Source organism: Enterococcus sp. DIV0210g, from assembly GCF_050559705.1.
Classification (GTDB): Bacteria; Bacillota; Bacilli; order Lactobacillales; family Enterococcaceae; genus Enterococcus_B; species Enterococcus_B faecalis_A.
Window position 1 is genome coordinate 2,538,627 of the sequence record NZ_CP187903.1, and the last position, 19,046, is coordinate 2,557,672.

14 protein-coding genes are annotated in these 19,046 nt (G+C 41.6%); 4 read left to right on the top strand and 10 right to left on the bottom strand.

What is annotated here, in order from left to right; all coding sequences use genetic code 11:
• Positions 1-51 precede the first annotated feature (51 nt).
• On the bottom strand, positions 52-3,669 hold the full coding sequence (gene rpoB, locus IGI64_RS12120) for a DNA-directed RNA polymerase subunit beta (RefSeq protein ID WP_429940697.1): 3,618 nt from the start codon (positions 3,667-3,669) through the stop codon (positions 52-54).
• Between the two features lie 702 nt (positions 3,670-4,371).
• On the opposite strand from rpoB, the gene IGI64_RS12125 reads away from it, so the two are divergent.
• The 4 genes from IGI64_RS12125 (at position 4,372) to IGI64_RS12140 (ending at position 8,188) form a co-directional block, all read left to right on the top strand.
• Entirely contained in the window at positions 4,372-5,340 is a 969-nt protein-coding gene (locus IGI64_RS12125; protein WP_429940698.1) for an ABC transporter substrate binding protein, read from the top strand.
• A gap of 14 nt (positions 5,341-5,354) precedes the next feature.
• Entirely contained in the window at positions 5,355-6,254 is a 900-nt protein-coding gene (locus tag IGI64_RS12130; protein WP_429940699.1) for an ABC transporter permease, read from the top strand.
• Positions 6,255-6,257: 3 nt separating this feature from the next.
• Positions 6,258-7,061, top strand: coding sequence for an ABC transporter ATP-binding protein (locus IGI64_RS12135; RefSeq protein WP_429940700.1), 804 nt, complete (start codon positions 6,258-6,260; stop codon positions 7,059-7,061).
• 137 nt (positions 7,062-7,198) lie between these two features.
• The gene (locus IGI64_RS12140; RefSeq protein ID WP_429940701.1) at positions 7,199-8,188 is read left to right on the top strand and encodes a biotin--[acetyl-CoA-carboxylase] ligase; all 990 of its coding nucleotides are present in this window, start codon (positions 7,199-7,201) and stop codon (positions 8,186-8,188) included.
• Between the two features lie 250 nt (positions 8,189-8,438).
• On the opposite strand, the gene IGI64_RS12145 is transcribed toward IGI64_RS12140, so the two are convergent.
• The 9 genes from IGI64_RS12145 to IGI64_RS12185 all read right to left on the bottom strand — a co-directional run bounded on the left by IGI64_RS12145 (position 8,439) and on the right by IGI64_RS12185 (position 18,912).
• Positions 8,439-9,917: a lectin-like domain-containing protein gene (locus IGI64_RS12145; RefSeq protein ID WP_429940702.1), complete on the bottom strand. Its 1,479-nt coding sequence runs from the start codon at positions 9,915-9,917 to the stop codon at positions 8,439-8,441.
• Positions 9,918-10,124: 207 nt separating this feature from the next.
• Entirely contained in the window at positions 10,125-10,361 is a 237-nt protein-coding gene (locus tag IGI64_RS12150; RefSeq protein WP_429940703.1) for a hypothetical protein, read from the bottom strand.
• A gap of 402 nt (positions 10,362-10,763) precedes the next feature.
• Positions 10,764-14,948 carry a hypothetical protein gene (locus tag IGI64_RS12155; protein ID WP_429940704.1) on the bottom strand — a complete coding sequence of 1,395 codons (4,185 nt, stop codon included), beginning with the start codon at positions 14,946-14,948 and terminating at the stop codon, positions 10,764-10,766.
• Positions 14,949-15,050: 102 nt separating this feature from the next.
• Complete coding sequence (locus IGI64_RS12160) at positions 15,051-15,449, bottom strand: LPXTG cell wall anchor domain-containing protein (RefSeq protein ID WP_429940705.1); 399 nt, start codon at positions 15,447-15,449, stop codon at positions 15,051-15,053.
• A 2-nt stretch (positions 15,450-15,451) separates the two neighbouring features.
• A complete protein-coding gene (locus IGI64_RS12165; protein ID WP_429940706.1) occupies positions 15,452-16,066 on the bottom strand; it encodes a hypothetical protein in 615 nt (204 codons plus the stop codon).
• Between the two features lie 21 nt (positions 16,067-16,087).
• Complete coding sequence (locus IGI64_RS12170; RefSeq protein ID WP_429940707.1) at positions 16,088-16,603, bottom strand: hypothetical protein; 516 nt, start codon at positions 16,601-16,603, stop codon at positions 16,088-16,090.
• Positions 16,604-16,901: 298 nt separating this feature from the next.
• The gene (locus IGI64_RS12175) at positions 16,902-17,894 is read right to left on the bottom strand and encodes a polyprenyl synthetase family protein (protein WP_429940709.1); all 993 of its coding nucleotides are present in this window, start codon (positions 17,892-17,894) and stop codon (positions 16,902-16,904) included.
• A gap of 20 nt (positions 17,895-17,914) precedes the next feature.
• Positions 17,915-18,487 (bottom strand): Gx transporter family protein, encoded by a 573-nt coding sequence (locus tag IGI64_RS12180; RefSeq protein WP_016624458.1) that lies wholly within the window; start codon positions 18,485-18,487, stop codon positions 17,915-17,917.
• Between the two features lie 11 nt (positions 18,488-18,498).
• Positions 18,499-18,912 (bottom strand): NusG domain II-containing protein, encoded by a 414-nt coding sequence (locus IGI64_RS12185; protein WP_429940710.1) that lies wholly within the window; start codon positions 18,910-18,912, stop codon positions 18,499-18,501.
• Positions 18,913-19,046 lie beyond the last annotated feature (134 nt).

The window sequence follows — 19,046 nt, forward strand, 5'->3', positions numbered from 1 at the left end:
CAAAACCGCAAGACGGCTGATCTGTGCCGTCTCGCAGATGTATAGACTGGATTAGTCTAGGTTATCTTCTGCAGTTTCAAAATTTTGGATAACGTCCTCTTTGTTATCTTCGATTTGTTCCGCCGCTTTTTTCTCTAATTCTTTTGCTGATTGTTTTTCAGCGAATTTTGTCAATGCGTCGACAGTGATTAAATCATCATCTTCGTCATCCATGTCGCGAAGCTCGATTTCTGCTTCTTCGATATCCAAGACACGCATATCTAAACCAAGTGATTGTAATTCTTTTACTAAAACTCGGAATGATTCAGGCACGCCTGGTTTTGGAATTGGTTCACCTTTGACGATGGCTTCGTATGTTTTCACACGTCCAACAACGTCATCTGATTTGTAAGTCAAGATTTCTTGCAATGTGTAAGCAGCTCCGTACGCTTCAAGAGCCCAAACTTCCATCTCACCGAAACGTTGTCCACCAAATTGAGCTTTACCACCCAATGGCTGTTGTGTAACAAGTGAGTAAGGTCCGATTGAACGGGCATGCAATTTATCATCGACCATGTGGGCAAGTTTGATCATGTACATTACCCCAACAGATACGCGTCCGTCAAATGGTTCACCTGTACGTCCGTCATAAAGAACTGTTTTCGCATCGCTTGCCATACCAGCTTCACGTACAGTTGCCCATACGTCTTCATCGTTCGCACCATCAAATACAGGTGTTGCTACGTGGATACCTAGTTGGCGTGCAGCCATACCCAAGTGTAATTCCAGTACTTGTCCGATGTTCATACGAGACGGCACCCCTAATGGATTCAACATGATGTCGATTGGTGTTCCGTCTGGTAAGAATGGCATATCTTCTTCCGGCATGATTCGGGAAACGACCCCTTTGTTTCCGTGACGTCCAGCCATTTTATCGCCTTCGTGGATCTTACGTTTTTGGACGATGTAAACACGAACTAACATGTTTACGCCTGGTGATAATTCGTCCCCAGCTTCGCGAGTAAAGATTTTCACGTCATGGACGATTCCGCCGCCGCCATGCGGTACACGTAGAGATGTATCGCGGACTTCGCGGGCTTTTTCACCAAAGATCGCATGCAATAGACGTTCTTCTGCAGATAATTCAGTTACCCCTTTTGGTGTGACTTTACCGACAAGCAAGTCGCCGTCTTGTACTTCCGCACCAATTCGGATGATACCCATTTCATCTAGATCTTTCAATGCGTCTTCGCCGACATTCGGGATTTCGCGAGTGATTTCTTCTGGTCCTAATTTTGTATCACGTGCTTCTGATTCATATTCTTCAATATGGATAGATGTATACACGTCATCTTTGACTAAACGACGGCTCATGATGATTGCATCTTCATAGTTATAACCTTCCCATGTCATGAAACCAACTAAAACGTTTTGACCTAAAGCCATTTCGCCTTGTTCCATTGATGGTCCGTCTGCTAATGTATCGCCTTTTTCAACTTTTTCGCCTAATGTAACGATTGGACGTTGGTTGTAACTTGTTCCTGAGTTTGAACGACGGAATTTTGTTACGCTGTATTTGTCCAAAGCACCGTTGTCACGGCGTACACGGATTTCGGCAGCGTCGACATATTCAACGACACCGTCATGTTTACATAACAACGCAGCACCTGAGTCATGCGCTGATTTATATTCCATTCCAGTTCCTACCCATGGCGCTTGAGGGTTGATCAATGGCACAGCTTGACGCTGCATGTTGGCACCCATCAAGGCACGGTTGGAGTCATCGTTTTCCAAGAAAGGAATACATGCTGTCGCAACGGCAACTACTTGTTTAGGTGAAACGTCCATATAGTCAACTTTGTCGATAGAAACTTCCAAGTTTTCACTTTGGGCACGAGCCATAACAACATCTTCAGCAAATGTTCCGTCTTCATTCAACAAACTGTTTGCTTGGGCAACGATGTAATGGTCTTCGATGTCGGCAGTCAAGTAATCGATTTGATCAGTAACACGGCCAGTTTCGCGATCTACACGACGGTAAGGTGTTTCGATAAATCCAAATTTATTGACTTTCGCATAACTTGATAAACTATTGATCAGCCCGATATTTGGTCCTTCAGGCGTTTCAATCGGACACATACGGCCATAGTGAGAATAGTGAACGTCTCGAACTTCATAGCCGGCACGGTCACGTGTCAATCCACCAGGTCCTAAGGCTGATAGACGACGTTTGTGCGTCAATTCGCCAAGAGGGTTTGTTTGGTCCATGAACTGTGACAACTGAGAAGAACCAAAGAATTCTTTGATACTTGCTACCACAGGACGGATATTGATCAACTGCTGAGGAGTCAATGTTTCTGTATCTTGGATCGACATTCTTTCACGAACCACACGTTCCATACGAGCTAGCCCGATACGGAATTGGTTTTGTAAAAGTTCGCCGACTGAACGGATACGGCGGTTACCCAAGTGGTCGATGTCATCCACATTGCCGATTCCTTCTAATAAGTTCAAGAAATAACTCATTGAAGCAATGATATCTGCTGGACGGATCGTTTTCACAGAAGTATCCAAATAACCGTTGCCGATCACGTTTACTTCACGTTCTGGATCTTTTGGTGAAAATACTTTGATTACTTGGACTGTCATTGGATCTGTTACTACACCATCTTCTGAAGGATAGTAAGTGACTGAATTCAAGCCGTTTTCAATGTATGGAGCCAAAGTTTCCATTACTTGGTGTGTTAAAACTGTTCCTTTTTCAACGATGATTTCGCCTGTTTCAGGGTCAACCAATGTTTCTGCTAAAGTAAGGTTTAACAAACGTGTTTTCAAATCTAATTTTTTGTTGACTTTGTAACGACCAACATTTGCTAAGTCGTAACGTTTTGGATCAAAGAAACGTGCATTCAGCAAGTTTCTTGAGCTGTCTGCAGTTTTTGGTTCGCCTGGACGAAGACGTTCGTAAACATCTTTCAATCCTTCTTCTGTACGTGAGTCATTTGCATTTTTGTGCAAATCTTTCTCAATCGTATTGCGCAATGTTTCGCCGTCGCCGAAGATTTCGAAAATCGTATCATCAGAACCAAAACCTAACGCACGAACCAAAACAGTCAATGGGATTTTACGTGTGCGGTCGATACGTACATAGGAAATATCTTTCGCATCTGTTTCCATTTCTAACCACGCACCGCGGTTAGGGATAACAGTTGATCCAAATCCTTCTTTTCCGTTTTTGTCTACTTTACCATGGAAATAAACACCTGGAGAACGAACCAATTGAGAAACGATAACACGTTCCGCACCATTGATGATAAATGTTCCTTGTTCTGTCATTAATGGGAAGTCGCCGAAGAAGACTTCTTGTGCTTTGATCTCTCCAGTTTCACGGTTTGTCAAACGCAAAGTCACATGTAATGGTGCAGAATAGTTTGCGTCATGCGCACGTGCTTCTGCTACAGTATACTTTGGTTCTTTCAATTCATAGTCTACAAATTCCAAAGACAAATTGCCGTTGAAATCGTCAATTGGCAAGATATCTTCAAACATCTCTCTTAATCCTTCATCTAAGAACCATTGGTAAGAGTCTGTTTGAATTTCAATCAAATTTGGTAATTCCAGCACTTCACTGATGCGTGCAAAACTTCTACGTTCGCGGTGTTTTCCGTATTTTACTACGTGTCCAGCCAAGCTCTTCACCCCTCTAAAATGTCATTCAAAAAGACTACCCGATCAATCGTTACAAAATAATTACAAATATTATAATTAGGTAACAACAGACATTTTTTGCGGCTTTTAGGCAAAAAAAAACCAAAAATAGAACGTTCTCTTGAAACTTTACTTTCGTGAGCTTCTACTTTTGTGTTCTTATTTCAAAGCCGAAACGGACAATATTTCGTTTCTGCCTTCTCTTCATCAGATAGTTTTTGCAACTTCATATAATACACGTTTTTACTATATAAGTCAACCCATTTTCGCCCTTTCTTTTCAGGCTGCTTCCAACAATTTATTTTCAGAATTTTCAACTTGTTGTTGACAGGAAAAACACAATTCGCTATACTTCTACTTAATTCAATTTGTGGAGGAAATTTATTATGAGAACAATACAGCTTACACCCACACAACTGAATAACTTTTACTTTAGCTACTTTAGATAGGTTTGTATTCATTCATGATGGATACAAACGTTAAACAACTTGTTTGTATCTATGATGGCTAAAGAACTTTGTAATGCGACAGAGGGCCACGTAGACGATTACGCTAAGTGGCTGAGGAAAAGCATACAAAGAATCTTATATTTGTATCTTAAACTTCGAATTATCCAATCCATTTAGACGTATCATATCGTCTGAATGGATTTTTTTGTTTTTCAAAACTAAGGAGGAAAAAAAGATGAAGAAAAAATTATTGATTGGTGCAGGAATGTTACTACTATTAGCGTTAGGTGCTTGCGGAAAGAATGATGCAAACGGCTCAGGAGATGACAAAAAAACAGTCGGTGTCTTACAGCTGGTCCAACACAACTCACTTGATGCAGCTTATAAAGGATTCAAAGAAGGATTAGAAGAAGGCGGCTATAAAGAAGGCGAAAACTTGACCATCGATTACCAAAATGCTCAAAACAGTCAAGATAACTTGAAAAGTATGAGTGAACGTCTGGTCAGAGAAGACCCAGACCTATTGTTAGGAATCGCTACTCCCGCTGCGCAATCTCTATTGAATGCAACAACAGACATCCCAATCGTCGTAACTGCCGTAACAGATTTAGAACAAGCACATCTAGTTGCTTCAAATGAAAAACCTGGCGGAAACGTAACTGGTACAACAGATATGGTTCCGATCAAAGAACAAATCAACTTGCTGTTATCCATCGTTCCAGATGCAAAAACAATCGGAATCATGTACAACAACGGCGAAGCAAACTCTAAATTACAAGCAGATCTTGCCGAAAAAGAACTGAAAAAAGCAGGTGTGAAAGTAAAAGTATTGACAGCTAATTCTACAAATGATGTCCAACAAGTAGCAACAAGTCTTGCCAATGACGTAGACGGTATCTATATCCCAACAGACAACACATTCGCAAGTGCAGCAAGCGTGGTTGGCGAAGTAGCCAAAGAGACAAAAACACCAGTGGTTGCAGGTTCTGTCGATCAAGTCAAAGAAGGCGGATTAGCAACTGTCGGGATCGATTACGAACATCTTGGTCAACAAACAGGTGCTATGGCTGCAAAAATCTTAGACGGTGACAAAACACCTGCAGACTTGCCAGTAGAAAGTCCAAAAGATCCAGAACTTTACATCAACAAAGACATGGCCGAAGCTCTTGGAATCGACCCTGACAGTATCAAATTAGAGAAATAAAAGGAGATCATTTTATGAATATACTTTCACTTTTGCTTTCATCCACTTCTCAAGGTGTGCTTTGGGCACTCTTGGCAATCGGGGTGTACTTGACTTATAGGATTTTAGATATTGCGGATCTGACTGCTGAAGGAAGTTTTCCTTTAGGTGCAGGGATCGCAGCTATCAGTATTACCAATGGGATATCCCCTCTTTTGGCAAGTCTGCTTGGATTTGTCGGCGGCATGGGTGCGGGTCTGATTACCGGCTTGCTGCATACGAAATTAAAGATTCCTGCTTTGTTAGCAGGGATCATCACGATGACAGGTTTGTATTCTATTACTTCCCGCATCATGAAGGCACCAAATATACCTTTGCTTGGTCAAGAAACGATTTTCACATGGGTCCAAGATTTCGGAATGACAAAAAACAATGCTGTAATGGTCGTTGGTTTGATTTTTGCACTTATTGTGATCGGCTTGCTTTTTGCATTCTTCCGTACAGAAATTGGTCTTGCGATGCGCGCGACTGGTGATAATTTAGCAATGAGTGAAGCAAACGGCATCAACACAGACAACATGAAAATCGTCGGCTACATGCTTTCAAACGGCTGTATCGCTCTTTCCGGCGCACTTTTAGCACAAAACAACGGCTTCGCGGATCTGAATTCTGGTATTGGTACAATCGTTATCGGACTTGCTTCAATCATCGTCGCTGAAGTGTTATTCAGAAATCAACCGCTTTTGATTCGTTTACTGACGATCGTTCTTGGTGCAATCATTTACCGTTTCATTCTAGCGCTTGTTTTCGAAATGAATGTTGAACCAAGTGATTCAAAACTTGCTTCTGCTATCGTCTTAGTTATCTGCCTTTCTTTGCCGCAGGTCCAAGACAAATTGAAACTAAAAAGACCGAAACGATCAAAGGAGGTTTAATTGATGGAACCAGTATTGAAAATCGAGAATCTGCACCATTATTTTGAAAAAGGAACCGTGAATGAAAACCACGTACTTAGAGGCATCAACCTAACGATCAATCCAGGTGATTTCATCACGATCATCGGCGGGAACGGCGCTGGTAAATCCACACTTTTGAACAGTATCGCTGGTACTTTCCCAATCAAAGAAGGACATATTTATTTACAAGACCAGGAAATCTCTAAAAAATCAGTTGTCTCTCGGTCAAAAAAAATCAGCCGTGTTTTCCAAGACCCTAAAATGGGGACAGCGGTTCGACTAACTGTAGAAGAAAACTTAGCTTTGGCCATGAAACGCGGAAAAAAACGCGGCTTCTTCTCTGGCGTAAAAGCAAAAGACCGCGACTTTTTCAAAGAACAGCTTGCGCACTTGAATCTTGGTTTAGAAAATCGGATGCGTACAGAAATCGGTCTGTTATCTGGCGGTCAGCGCCAAGCAATTACTTTGTTGATGGCAACACTTCAGCGTCCAGAATTGATTTTGCTGGATGAACATACAGCAGCTCTTGACCCTGCTACTTCTAAAACAGTTATGGAACTGACAGAAAAATTGATCAACGAACAGCAATTGACTGCATTCATGGTCACTCATGATATGGAAGACGCAATTCGTTACGGGAATCGTCTGATCATGCTTCACCAAGGACAAATCGTCGTTGACATCAAAAATGAAGAAAAACAACAATTGACTGTACCGGAACTCTTGGATATGTTCAAGAGAAACAGCGGCTCTGCTCTCAAAGACGATCAAGTGCTGTTAGGCTAAAACAGGAAGCCAGCATTTTTTATAAAAAAGTTTCACTAACGAAAACATCTTTGACCTTCTTTTTTGGTCCAAGATGTTTTCTTTGTTTTATCTGCTTGTTTTTATTGCTAAAATAGACGAGAAAGGAGCTTGATTCCATGACTACAAAAGAAAAAGTACTTCAATTACTGAAACAGTCTCCCGATTTTCTTTCAGGTGAAAAAATAGCACAACAACTTCAACTTTCCCGCACCAGTGTTTGGAAAGCGATAAAAGAACTTGAAAAAGCAGGATACCAGTTTGAACATGGCGCAAAAGGCTACCGCTACTTGCCTTCAGATGTTTTAGACGAAAAAGAAATACTGCATGCTTTACAACAATCGATCCCCGATTTAAAAGTCAATGTCGTCAGCACTTCTGAATCAACCATGAAAGACGCAAAATTAGCAGCAGCACAAGGAGAAGATTCCCCTGTATTATTTGCTGCAGATATGCAGGAACAAGCCCGCGGACGATTCGGACGACCTTTCTATGCAGAGCCTGGTCGAGGGATTTATATGAGCTTGCTCCTTCATCCAGACAAACATTTTGATGAACTGCCGCAATACACGATCATAGCGGCCAGCGCTTGTGCCAAAGCTATTGAAGAACTGACAGGAAAACCAACAGCCATCAAATGGGTCAACGATATTTATATGGACGGAAAAAAGGTCTGCGGCATTCTTTCTGAAGCTGTCAGCGATATGGAATCGGGCAGGATCAGCCATATCATCATCGGAATGGGCATCAACTTTTCTTTACCTCAAGAAGGCTTTCCAGCAGAAATCAGCGAAAAAGCAACTTCGATTTTCCCAGATGGTCAGCCGACGATCACCCGCAACCAATTGATTATCCAAATCTGGAAAGAACTCTTCACGTATCTTTCCCAAAACAAGAATGATTTTCTTTCTTTCTATCGAGAAAAATCGTTTGTCCTTGGCAAAAAAGTAAGTTTCACCCAAAAAGGCGAAACGTATACAGGAACTGCGGAATCCATCAACGAAAAAGGCGAATTGCTCGTTCAAACAGAACAAGAAATGATGACCTTATCTTCTGGGGAAATCAGTCTAAAATCCATCGAAAATCATCCGCATCTGACAAAAGAATAATGTTATCACCAAAATAAGACACTGGATCTATGGGGGGCACAGATCCAGTGTCTTATTTTGTTCTTATCTGTAGTGCTGCTGTACGGCTTATGCAACAAACTTCCCCAAGCTGCTGCATAAGCTGAGTACAGTATAAGCAGTCTCTATTTTATCCATATTTTTCTCTATGTGCTTTTCGTTGTTAACTATGTGCTTTTTATGGAGTGTTCTTCTTTGTTAAGAAGTAATTTGAGAGTAAATATGGTAGGACTTATTGGTTTCGAGTAGGCGCGATATTGATTGAACCAATATAACCACCTCGATAATTTTCAATAATAATCAACGGATTTGTTTCATCTTCTGCTACAGTGAACGTTTGGGTGATATAAGAATAACCTTTATCTCCCGGCGTAGCATTTGCAAGTGTCGTATTGAAAATTTCTCGACTGTCATTACTTGATGGCTCTGCTTTCAAAGACAACTTCACATGATGACTCTCTAAATTTCCAGCAGTCATAGGTTTGAAGTAAATCGTTGCACGATATTCTTTCCCAGCAACTAGCGCTTCTTCATTCGTAAAATGTTTAAAAATACTTGCATGTTGATCAGCAAAGAATGTGTAATCTCCAACCAAAGCTCTGTCTGGATCTTTTACTAGTTCGATATCTTCACCAGAAAACATTTTCCAACCGTCAGGAATTCCATTCGGCCAAGTTTCCTTAATATTAACTTTGACGTTGATCGTTTTACGCGTCTCCTCATTGAAGCTGTTTTGAACTCGATATGTAACCGTATAGTTTCCAGGAATAGATGTATCCACATTGTTTTCTTCCACAATAATTTGATCTGTGATATCACCGTCTACTTTGTCTATAGCTTTCAAACCGATTCGACTGTCGAATGGATCAAATTCATCATATTGATTGATTTCTATGTCATTTGCGAAAAGCTCTGGTGCTTCAAAGGTTGCATCAAAATGATTGATTCGAACTTCATGAACATTCGTATTAGCTCCCGTTGCTGCACTGATTGTGAAGAAATAACGTTCATTTTTGTTCACGTTTGCATTATTAAGTATCCAAGTTTTCCCTTCATAATTTGCAGTAAATGTATTTGTTGAACTGTTCCAATGGATTCTTAAATTCTTAAATGTGCTTCCCGCATGAGGACGTTCTATTGACTGCATTGGCGCTAACGCTGTTAGATGGGCTGAGCTTTGATCTGTGGAAACGAACCCAGCATGTGGTCCATTCATAGTATTATGCCCAAAAGATGGATCTCTATCAGCTGGGGCTTGCCAAAAAGTATCTAATTCGAACCTAATACCGTTCTTCAATCCCTTAATCCCAATACCACCGCCATGAACACCGATTGCACCAATCCCACTTTGATGGAATGCAATACCAATGCCGTCAGCTCCATTCGAGTTATTTCCTAAAAAAATATCCGCATCTAGCTCAAAATCATGGTTCATGTCGAGGGATTTAACACCAGTAATCGTACCAGCTTGCCACTGCTGTGCTTCTGTTAATCGAGCTGTCTGCCTGTCTACTTGCTGTGCATGTCCGTTTAACGAAAACAAGTCTCTTAAATCAAAATCGATATTTTTATCTTCTTTCACTTGTTCCGTTTTTTGAGTGATGTTCATCAAAGATTCCTCAGCATCTACTTCATTAGCCAAAAATGTACTCGTTATCCCCGACAGAAACAAAGTTGATAATAAAATACTTGTTGCTAATTTTCTTTTCATACTCTTCCTCCCTATGATTGGAATTACACTACTATCGACATATTTTTATTCTACAGACGTATAGGCAGCTCCCCTTCCTCAGTTACATATACAAGCATAAACGATATAATATTATCTCTATTACTTTGTATGCGATTACAACATTTAAAAAAGCCAAAATACCACACAGGCATCTTAGCTTAGTAAATAATTGCTATTCAAACATATTCAGCCCTTTTCCTGATTGCGATAAAAACGCAATTGATTAAAAGGAGAAAGATAAACCACTTTCATATTGAATTTTTTCACCACGATACTTCGAACCATAAATTTATCTTCACTCGTCAATTCCCTTCCGATTTGTTCCTCAATATCCTTAAATGAAAAATGCTTTTTCTTTTTGAGCAGCTTTTTGATGATATCGATTGCCGCTCGTTTCGATAAGGTATACGTCTCTCTTTTCAACAGAATTCTCCTCGGTTCATTTTTAGTTCTACCTCAAGTATAGTGCGAATTATATCATGAGATAATTCCGACTTCGGAACGATAATTTCGAAAAGAAAAAATTAACGATATAACGAAGAAAAAGCCTTATTTATCAACTATTTCAGCCAAAACAATTATTTTTTTATTTTGCAAAAACCGAACGCAAAAGAAAATGGGTAGACGACACTCGACGGGAATTAGCAGCGAAACAATTACCGAATCAAGTCATACAGAAAAGGAAAAGCTCTCCAGAACGCTGATTTTTCATGGTCATAACTTATGCTTTAAATGCAGACTGAACGTTTGAAACGTTCAGTCTTTTTCATGCAAAAACACCACGTGAAGTCGTCCCATGACTTCACGTGGTGTTTGTTTTGTATCTTAAGGAAGTATCTCAAAGCGATAATGGATATCCAAACCTAATCGGATCGCTTCACCATATTCACCAAAGTAATTTCCACCAATCGTAAATTGTGCAGATCGGCTTGGTAATAAGTTGGCAAGAAGCTGATTCGATGTATTTTCGTGCAGGCCTACAGTTGTTGCACCTGTTTCCATCACTAATCTTACGGCATTACTCGTACCAGTTGGCTCATTGGCCGTAGAATCAAGCAGAGCAAGCTGATTATCGTTGGCCGTCACATCAACCTTATGGATATTCACGCGCACCTCACGCTCACTGTTATTCTCGATCGTGTATACTGGCGACACCACTTTGCCTTCATAAAGATCCGTCGAGCCGAAAACCATCTCTTTAGGCAAGTTCACATCGATCAATGAGGCATTGCTTGTTACGTCGAAGTCTACAGTATACTCATACATAGCTTCCTTTCCGCTTGCTAATGTTTCAGCAACACGAATGACTCCTGGAGACTTTCCAGGACGCGTAACATCTGGTAACTCAGCAAAATCAACCACACGCATATTTGGCAAATTCGAAATATCGATAAATTCTGCCACTCGATTCTGCAATTCTGCTTCAGACGTATTCATCTCGATTTCATGCTCTGTCGTCACTGCTCGATTGATACTCAACGGACGATAACCAGACGGCGTTACTTCATAGTAAACCTCGCCGCCATGATTCACGAATTGATCATTTACACGCAGAACATTTTTATCAGCTTCAGCGACCCATGTGCGAATGACATCGCCATAATTGACTGATCTTGTGCCCCATATATTTGCCACGGACCTAAAAGAATCCCCTTGAACTGTGATAGAAAAATTACCTGCGTTATTAGATAGTGTCGTATTGAGACTATTTCCCATATCAAACCAATTTAATCGATAATAGGGAACACCCTGATAACTCCGATGAATCATAGTATTAGCAGCACCATTTCCAAATGCATTGGTAATTCTGGGCTGGGCGCCATGGTGGATAGTAAAAGCAGCGACTGTTTGTGTATTCAGATCATTATCCCCACCAAAAACAATGCTGTCGCCCCATTCTACAACGATTGGCAGCTCCACTTCTACAGGAGGAATCCCTTCTCCTGTATAACTAACACGAATCCTTGGTCTATTTTGCGGAGTACCTGCTATTGCAGTATTAAAGAAATTGTTCCTAATAAATGTAACGTCATATTGATCCGATGTTAAAATCTGATCCCCCATTGTCACTTCAAGATAGGGATTGAAATCCATCGCTTCCACTTCAGCAGTCGGTGTTCCCAAAAGTACTGGAATGTTTTCAACACTTACGTTAAGAGGAGCCAGGACATTGATGGTAACAGTGTAATCGTATTGAACGATTCTTCCTGTACTTAATGTTTCTTCGACTCTGATTTCAGCTTCTAAAGGTCCAGGACTTGTAGTCCACGGCAGTCGTGAAAAGCCAACCACTCGTACATTTGGCAGATGGGAGACATCAATGAATTCATTGATTCTATTTCGTAATTCTTCTGAAGAAGTATTTAACATAACATTTTGTTCTTTGGTAATTGCTCGATTGATATTCAATGGACGATAACCAGATGGCGTTATTTCATAGTACACTTCGCCGCCATGATTCACGAATTGATCATTTACGCGCAGAACGTTCATTGTAGGAACTGCAACCCATGTACGAACGACATCGCCATAAGCTACTGTTCGATTTGGCCATCGTTCTAATACCACACTTCTCAGCTCTTGCCCCGTTGCTGATGCACTGTGGTCTCTCTGGGAACTAGATAAATTTCGGCTCGTATGACCTGTCATAGAAAATAAGCTGAAGTTATAGTACTCTCCCCAAAAATTTCGGTTGATAATTTCCGAGCTCCCACGATTACCAAATGCTGCAGTTATTCGTGGTGATGTACCATGATGTAAAGTAAATGCTGCAGATGTGCTTTCTGTCAATTCCTCTCTGCCGCCAAAAACCACACTATTACCCCACTCTACGATGATTGGCAGATCCAATTCCACAGGTGCTGCAGAAGGATGGCTAACTCGGATTCTTGGTTTAATGTTAAGTTCACCTACTGTAATCGCATTGGAAGCTTCGCTGATAAAACTCAATTCATATTGATCAGGAGCCAAAGTTGTTCCGCCTAATGTGACGTCTAGAAACGGTGACAAATCCATATTTCGGATATCATCCATTGTTGTTCCAAGTACTACAGGGATAGTTTCAGCACGTACATTAAGCGAAGCTGTAATATTGAACGAAACAGTATAATCATATTCAACTTGTCTTCCTGTGCTCAATGTTTCCGCCACTCTAATGATTCCTTCTTTTCGCCCAGTACTGGATGTGTCTGGCAAGCGCTCAAATCTAACCACACGCATATTTGGCAAATTCGATATATCGATGAATTCCGCCACTCGATTCTGCAATTCTGCTTCAGGCGTATTCATCTCGATTTCATGTTCTGTCGTCACTACCCGATTGATACTCAACGGACGATAGCCAGAAGGAGTTATTTCATAGTAAACTTCGCCGCCGTGATGGATGAACTGATCATTTTCACGTACACGCAAAGCATTCATTTCAGAAAGCACAACCCAAGTGCGAACGACATCGCCGTAATTGACTGACCTTGTGTTCCAGCGCGATACTACGGATCTTTGCTCCTCTCCTCGCACTTCAATAGACTGATCCCCTGCGTTATTCGTTAATAATAAGTCGGAGCCAGCGCTCATATCGAACCAATTAAATCGGTAATATGGAACTCCGCGGTAACTTGTATGCACAGATCCAACAGTAGGGCCGACCCCGATAGCTGATGTAATTTTCGGATTGTTTCCATGATGCAGTGTAAAAGCAGCAACCGATTGTGAAACGCCAATAGCGCCACCAAAAACCACACTATCGCTCCATTCTACCTCGATTGGCAGATCCAATTCCACAGGTGCTGCAGAAGGATGGCTAACTCGGATTCTTGGTCTAGTTGATGCTTGTCCTACAACATTCGTATCGAGAGTGTCCCTTACAATACTCACGTTATATTCATTAGGTATCAATGTTCGTCCATCAAGTTTGACTTCTAAAAACGGTCCCAGGTTCATAGCTCGAATATCATCGATTGTTGTTCCCAATGGTACTGAAACAGGTATGGCATTTGCCTCAAGAGTAGGAGCTATGTCATCGTTAATCGTTAAAGTTCCCAGAATCTCACCTGCTCCAGCTGGGTTGCCATTAAATACATCCTGTTCATTACCAAGTCGGATAGGTGCATGCGGATAAGTCGGATGATACGACGTAACTGTAGCACCTAACGCTACACGCATACTTTTAAATAGGGTACGCACCGGGGGACGACTAGAATCCCAAGTACCTGTCCTTTCAAGATTCACTGTGAAAGTCATCGTATGGCCATTTCTTGTAAGCGAAGTATTTGCTTGGATTCCGCTATTCGCTAGATTACCATCAAGTTGGCTCATACTTGCGAATGGAGTATCCATAGAAAAAATCCCACTATACCTTGGATGATCGCCATAATAAATATGGGTAAACCAAGGCGTAGGCAGATGGGTATTCCCAGCAATCTCTGCTACCCATGAATTATACCCTCCAGCATCAAAGAAAGAATGGGTAGGAAAAGTGATAGAACGAGTAGCTGTTGCACCAATGTTTGTACCCAAGTCTATACTCGAAATACTTTCAAAAGCACGTCTTAGAACCCCCTCGATATATGTTCTTGCTGCATAATCTCTTTTGAGTCCGCGAAGACGGGCATTTAAAAAATAATCAGCACGCGGAGATGGCCCCTCAATGACTTCTTGTAAAATCCCATCCGCATCTGGCAAATTCTCTGGAATCGGCGGCGGCAGTACTTCTGGTTCCTCTTCGACTACGGGCTCTTCTTCGATTACCGGCGTTTCAACAATCGGTTCTTCTTCGGCAGATGATTCTTCTGCTGGCGGCGGTTCCGGGACAGGCTCAGCAGAAGCTGGCACTTCCTCTTCCACAGTTTCTGCTGGATTCGCCTCAGTTGTCTGCTCTATTTCTTCTGTTTGCGGAGCCGCTGCAGGTTCTTCTGTCTGAACGAATGCTATATTATCATCCATGTATGCGATGGTTGGACTGAAACTCGAGCAGAGCAGGGCACCCACACATAGCAATTTCAATAATCTCATCTTTTTCTCCCTCTTGTTTTTACTGTTATTCTTTTTTGTATTGTGTCGTTTAAATAACCCATTGAACACCCGTACTAACTTCAAAAACAATACAGGTTCTCTTTATTTTGTATGATAAACGGATTTGAGTTTCTTTCGCATGAACAGCACAAAAACGATGAGCAAAAGAACGCCGCCTGCTGCAGCAATCCAAGGATTGATTGCAGCATTTGTTTGAGGAAGATTTTGACTGATATTGGCTAATTCTCTTTCTTCAGAGGACGTTTCTGTACTTGGATTTCCTTCTGTACTTGGTGTCTCTTCTGTATCAGGTGTTTCCTCCGGTGCAGTCGTTTCTTCCGTTGGCGGTGCGGATTCTTCCGGTTCAGACGACGGAACCGTTTGTACACCGATTTGTCCAGTGACTTCAACATTACTGGTTGTTCCATAAACGATACCGGTTGTTAGACTGAGCAAACTAATGAATGTTATGAACGGTACCCATAAAAAAGTTTTTTTCATCTCTACACCCCTACAGCTTCAAATCGTAAAACCAGTTCGTATCGCGGACGAATCGGTGCACCAAATTCGAACCCTTCTCCGACATTTCCAGAAAACGAAAACTCGGTGACATCATTTTGATTCGGCATCAATGTCAGTTCAGTTGGAAAAGTTGGCGCAGCGGAAGGATGGACTAAAGATAAGGTCTGCCCAACCGTATCGTTCTCCATGTTCAACGTCAGATCTGGAAGCTTGTCCGCATCTGTTCCTTTTCTAAAGTCACCCACTGAGACCCGCACACCAGCTGCTGATCGATTCTCGATCCTGTAAACAGGCGAAACGATTCTTCCGCCTGTCTTATCTGTCTGTCCAAACAAAACTCTGGCAGGGATCATCACATCAATCCAATCTTTTGGGTCAGTCGGGCCAGGTCCCGGACCAGGATTTGTCGGGTCCCATTCGCTAAATGTCCCTTCTGCCGGAACGACCGCCTGTTCCTCTCCTTGTATTGATTGTGAAGGTGTATTTGGATCAACCTCGCCAGGTGTCCAAACATTTCCATGCGCTGCTGCAGTCCCGATCCCAGCGCTTCCTAAAACAAATAATACTGACATAAAAATGTTGTTTAATCGTTTCATTTTCTCCTCCTTGTTCCTTTTTTATCCATCAAATCGGCCGCTGACAGTTAGATTCCCCACAACAGAAGAGGTTCCGACCACGTTCATTTCTTCGTCGTAAAATCTTACAGTGCTGACTGTTTTATAAGAACCTTCATCCACTTCCCGCAGCAATCTCCCTTCGCTGACATAGTGCCGCGGCTGGATCACACCGGACTCATAGATTTTCTGATCCTCTCCTTCAATATAGGTCACCACTTCCATCGCATAGTCATTGCTGGGCGGATTCTGGATATTCACTGCCCCGATTTCTTCCTCTGTACTGAAACGCATTGAGGTATCTAACCGTAAACGAATATAGTCGCCATCCGCTTGTTCTTGTAAAAAACGAAGCAATTCATCTTCTGACATCTCCTTGATAAAAGAAGTATCCGCATAATCTAGATTGGCGACGAGCTCAGGTTCTTTTTGAAAATACTGGTATGTAAAAAAAGCAATCAGCACGGCTAAAATCGCTGCTGCTGACAAAATGGTCTTTTTCTGTTTTTTCGTTTTCAAGTCCTCTCCCTCCTATCTTTCATTTTGTTAAAATCGAGCGATCAAAAAGCGGTGAACAGCTGTGGCAACTCTCAATTTCCTGCTTGCTTTCCCCCACAGACATGCGAGCAGAAAAGCGCTGCGCAGCTTGGCACGACGCTTATCTAAACTTTATCAGCTTTTAGGCGGGCAGCTGTGGCGACTTTTTCTTTTTTTCGAAAAAGTTGCTGGTCAAAAAAATGCAAAAAAAAAAGACATTGAAAAAAATTTTCTCAATGTCTTTGCGTATTCTATTAAAAAGCGAGTCAAATCGTTGGTTTTAATTTTCCCGATCCAAGATTTGTTTCGTCAAAGTAATCAGGTTTTCTCTGGTTCCTGATGTGTTTTCTGGTAATTTCGCCAAGTCTTTTAAGGCTTTTTCTGTATATTCAGCGGCTAATTTTTTAGCATAAGCGACACCGCCGGAAGTATTGACGATTTCTTGGACGGTCTCTACATCTTCGTTTGTCATGTCTGCTTTCTTCATTAAATAAGGAAGTAATTTTTCTTTTTCATGCTGCAAACTATAAATCAGCGGCAAAGAATATACACCTTGGCGCATGTCTTCCAACACTGGTTTGCCGATGTCACCGCTTTGTTTTGTATAATCTAGGATATCATCGATGATTTGGAAAGCCATACCGATTTTATGTCCGATGTCTCCTGATTTTTTCGCAAAACGTTCTGTTGATCCACTTTCATAAGCGCCGACAAAGCAGCTCAGTTGGAATAATTCTGCTGTTTTCCCAGAAATATTGTTCAAGTATTCGTCTACGCTTAATTCTGTATCATAGCGGTCATCCATTTGTCCCAGCTCGCCATTCAGGACTTTTTCCATACTGCGGGAATTCAATTGGAGACTTTTGAGAGAAGTAGAATAATCCGAAAGCAATTTGAAACAGCAAACAAAGAGATAATCTCCTGCATACACAGAGACGCTATTCCCAAATTGGCTGCGGATATTCGGTTTTCCGCGGCGCAAGTCTGCTTCGTCCACGATATCATCATGAATCAGCGTTGCAGTGTGCAGCATCTCAATGGAAGCAGCTAATGCGACTGCTTTTTTACGGTTTTTTTCTGGTCCAAATTGTGAGAACAGCAACTGATATGCTGGTCGCAAGAGCTTTCCGCCTGCATGGATCGTTTCTTTGATTGCTTGCTCCACTGGCTTATTTTTCAAATGGATCGAATCTTCCATTTGCTGGAGCGTCTCCGCCAGCTCATTGACAAGACTTGGGTACTGTTCCCACATTGGGTGTAGCTGTAGCTTCATAAACAAACTCCTTGTACAACTTATTTTTTAAGAAAAGCAGAACGCCATTGCTGTTTGTTCTTGCTGTGCTGTTCGTAATCTTGCTGGAATCGTTGCAGTGTATGGACATGGCGCAAAAGATAATTCGCAGCGATTCCGATAGCAAATCCTGACAAGATGCCTAGGAAAGATAAAATCGGCAAGTACAGCATCACCGTCCAAGATTGTGCAATCAAAGATGCCATCGCAAGCTGCCCGACATTATGCATAAAGCCGCCTGTCGCGCTGATCCCGATGATACTGACTCTTTTCGGCCCCAGTTGTTTAACTAAGAGCATCCCGAAATAACTAAGTAATGAACCGCTCATACTATAAAGAAAAGTTGAGATCGTTCCGCCTAGAAGTGTGGTCAAAATCAAACGCAGCCACAGCAGGAAGAAACTGTCTCTTTTTCTCATCGTAAAAATAGCAATCAGTGTAATCAAATTCGCCAAACCTAACTTTGCACCTGGCGCAAAAGCAAATGGATAAGGAATCATATTCTCAATCAGACCGATTACCACGCCTTGCGCTACCAGCAAAGAAATATAAATCAATTTTTGTAGTCTGCTCATAAGTGGTCAGATCAATAAATCAATTGATCTCCTTCACTCCCATCTGCGGATCGAACTTCGATCACTAATTTGTGCGGCAGACAAACGATCGTCTCGCCATTGTCTTCTGCCCAGCCTCGGCGGACGCAAACTTGATCCGAACAGTCGGCTTCGCTGATCCTGATTTTGTCGCCGCTGACCTCGATTACGTTATAATCTCCGTGAGCATCTGTGTATTCATATGTATAACTTTTTTGACCTTCTTTTAAAGAAAAAGTTTTGATTTCTTGACCGTCTACTCGTAAGACAGCTTCTTTTTCCGCAGAGGCGCCTTGCTGTTGGATACTGTATACCACGATTGGTGCAAACGAAAAAAGGATCAACAGAAAAACAATGACAAAATCCCAAGGTTTGAATAAACTTTTCTGGACAAAATCTTTCAGCATTTTGGTTCCCCTTTCTCGAAGCAAGTATCCTCATTTTAGCATAGGTGAAGGGGTTTCGAAAGAGATGTTTCGCTTTAAGAAGCAAGAATAAAAATAAAAATCGGATTGGTTTGTTTTTTGTTTATTGGACTTGT

What these genes read in the sequence shown, in the direction of transcription:
- IGI64_RS12125 (WP_429940698.1), top strand. Translation starts at nt 4,372, where the DNA reads ATGAAGAAAAAATTATTGATTGGTGCAGGAATGTTACTACTATTAGCG.
- IGI64_RS12130 (WP_429940699.1), top strand. Translation starts at nt 5,355, where the DNA reads ATGAATATACTTTCACTTTTGCTTTCATCCACTTCTCAAGGTGTGCTT.
- IGI64_RS12135 (WP_429940700.1), top strand. Translation starts at nt 6,258, where the DNA reads ATGGAACCAGTATTGAAAATCGAGAATCTGCACCATTATTTTGAAAAA.
- IGI64_RS12140 (WP_429940701.1), top strand. Translation starts at nt 7,199, where the DNA reads ATGACTACAAAAGAAAAAGTACTTCAATTACTGAAACAGTCTCCCGAT.
- IGI64_RS12145 (WP_429940702.1), bottom strand. Translation starts at nt 9,917, where the DNA reads ATGAAAAGAAAATTAGCAACAAGTATTTTATTATCAACTTTGTTTCTG.
- IGI64_RS12155 (WP_429940704.1), bottom strand. Translation starts at nt 14,948, where the DNA reads ATGAGATTATTGAAATTGCTATGTGTGGGTGCCCTGCTCTGCTCGAGT.
- IGI64_RS12160 (WP_429940705.1), bottom strand. Translation starts at nt 15,449, where the DNA reads ATGAAAAAAACTTTTTTATGGGTACCGTTCATAACATTCATTAGTTTG.
- IGI64_RS12165 (WP_429940706.1), bottom strand. Translation starts at nt 16,066, where the DNA reads ATGAAACGATTAAACAACATTTTTATGTCAGTATTATTTGTTTTAGGA.
- IGI64_RS12175 (WP_429940709.1), bottom strand. Translation starts at nt 17,894, where the DNA reads ATGAAGCTACAGCTACACCCAATGTGGGAACAGTACCCAAGTCTTGTC.
- IGI64_RS12180 (WP_016624458.1), bottom strand. Translation starts at nt 18,487, where the DNA reads ATGAGCAGACTACAAAAATTGATTTATATTTCTTTGCTGGTAGCGCAA.
- IGI64_RS12185 (WP_429940710.1), bottom strand. Translation starts at nt 18,912, where the DNA reads ATGCTGAAAGATTTTGTCCAGAAAAGTTTATTCAAACCTTGGGATTTT.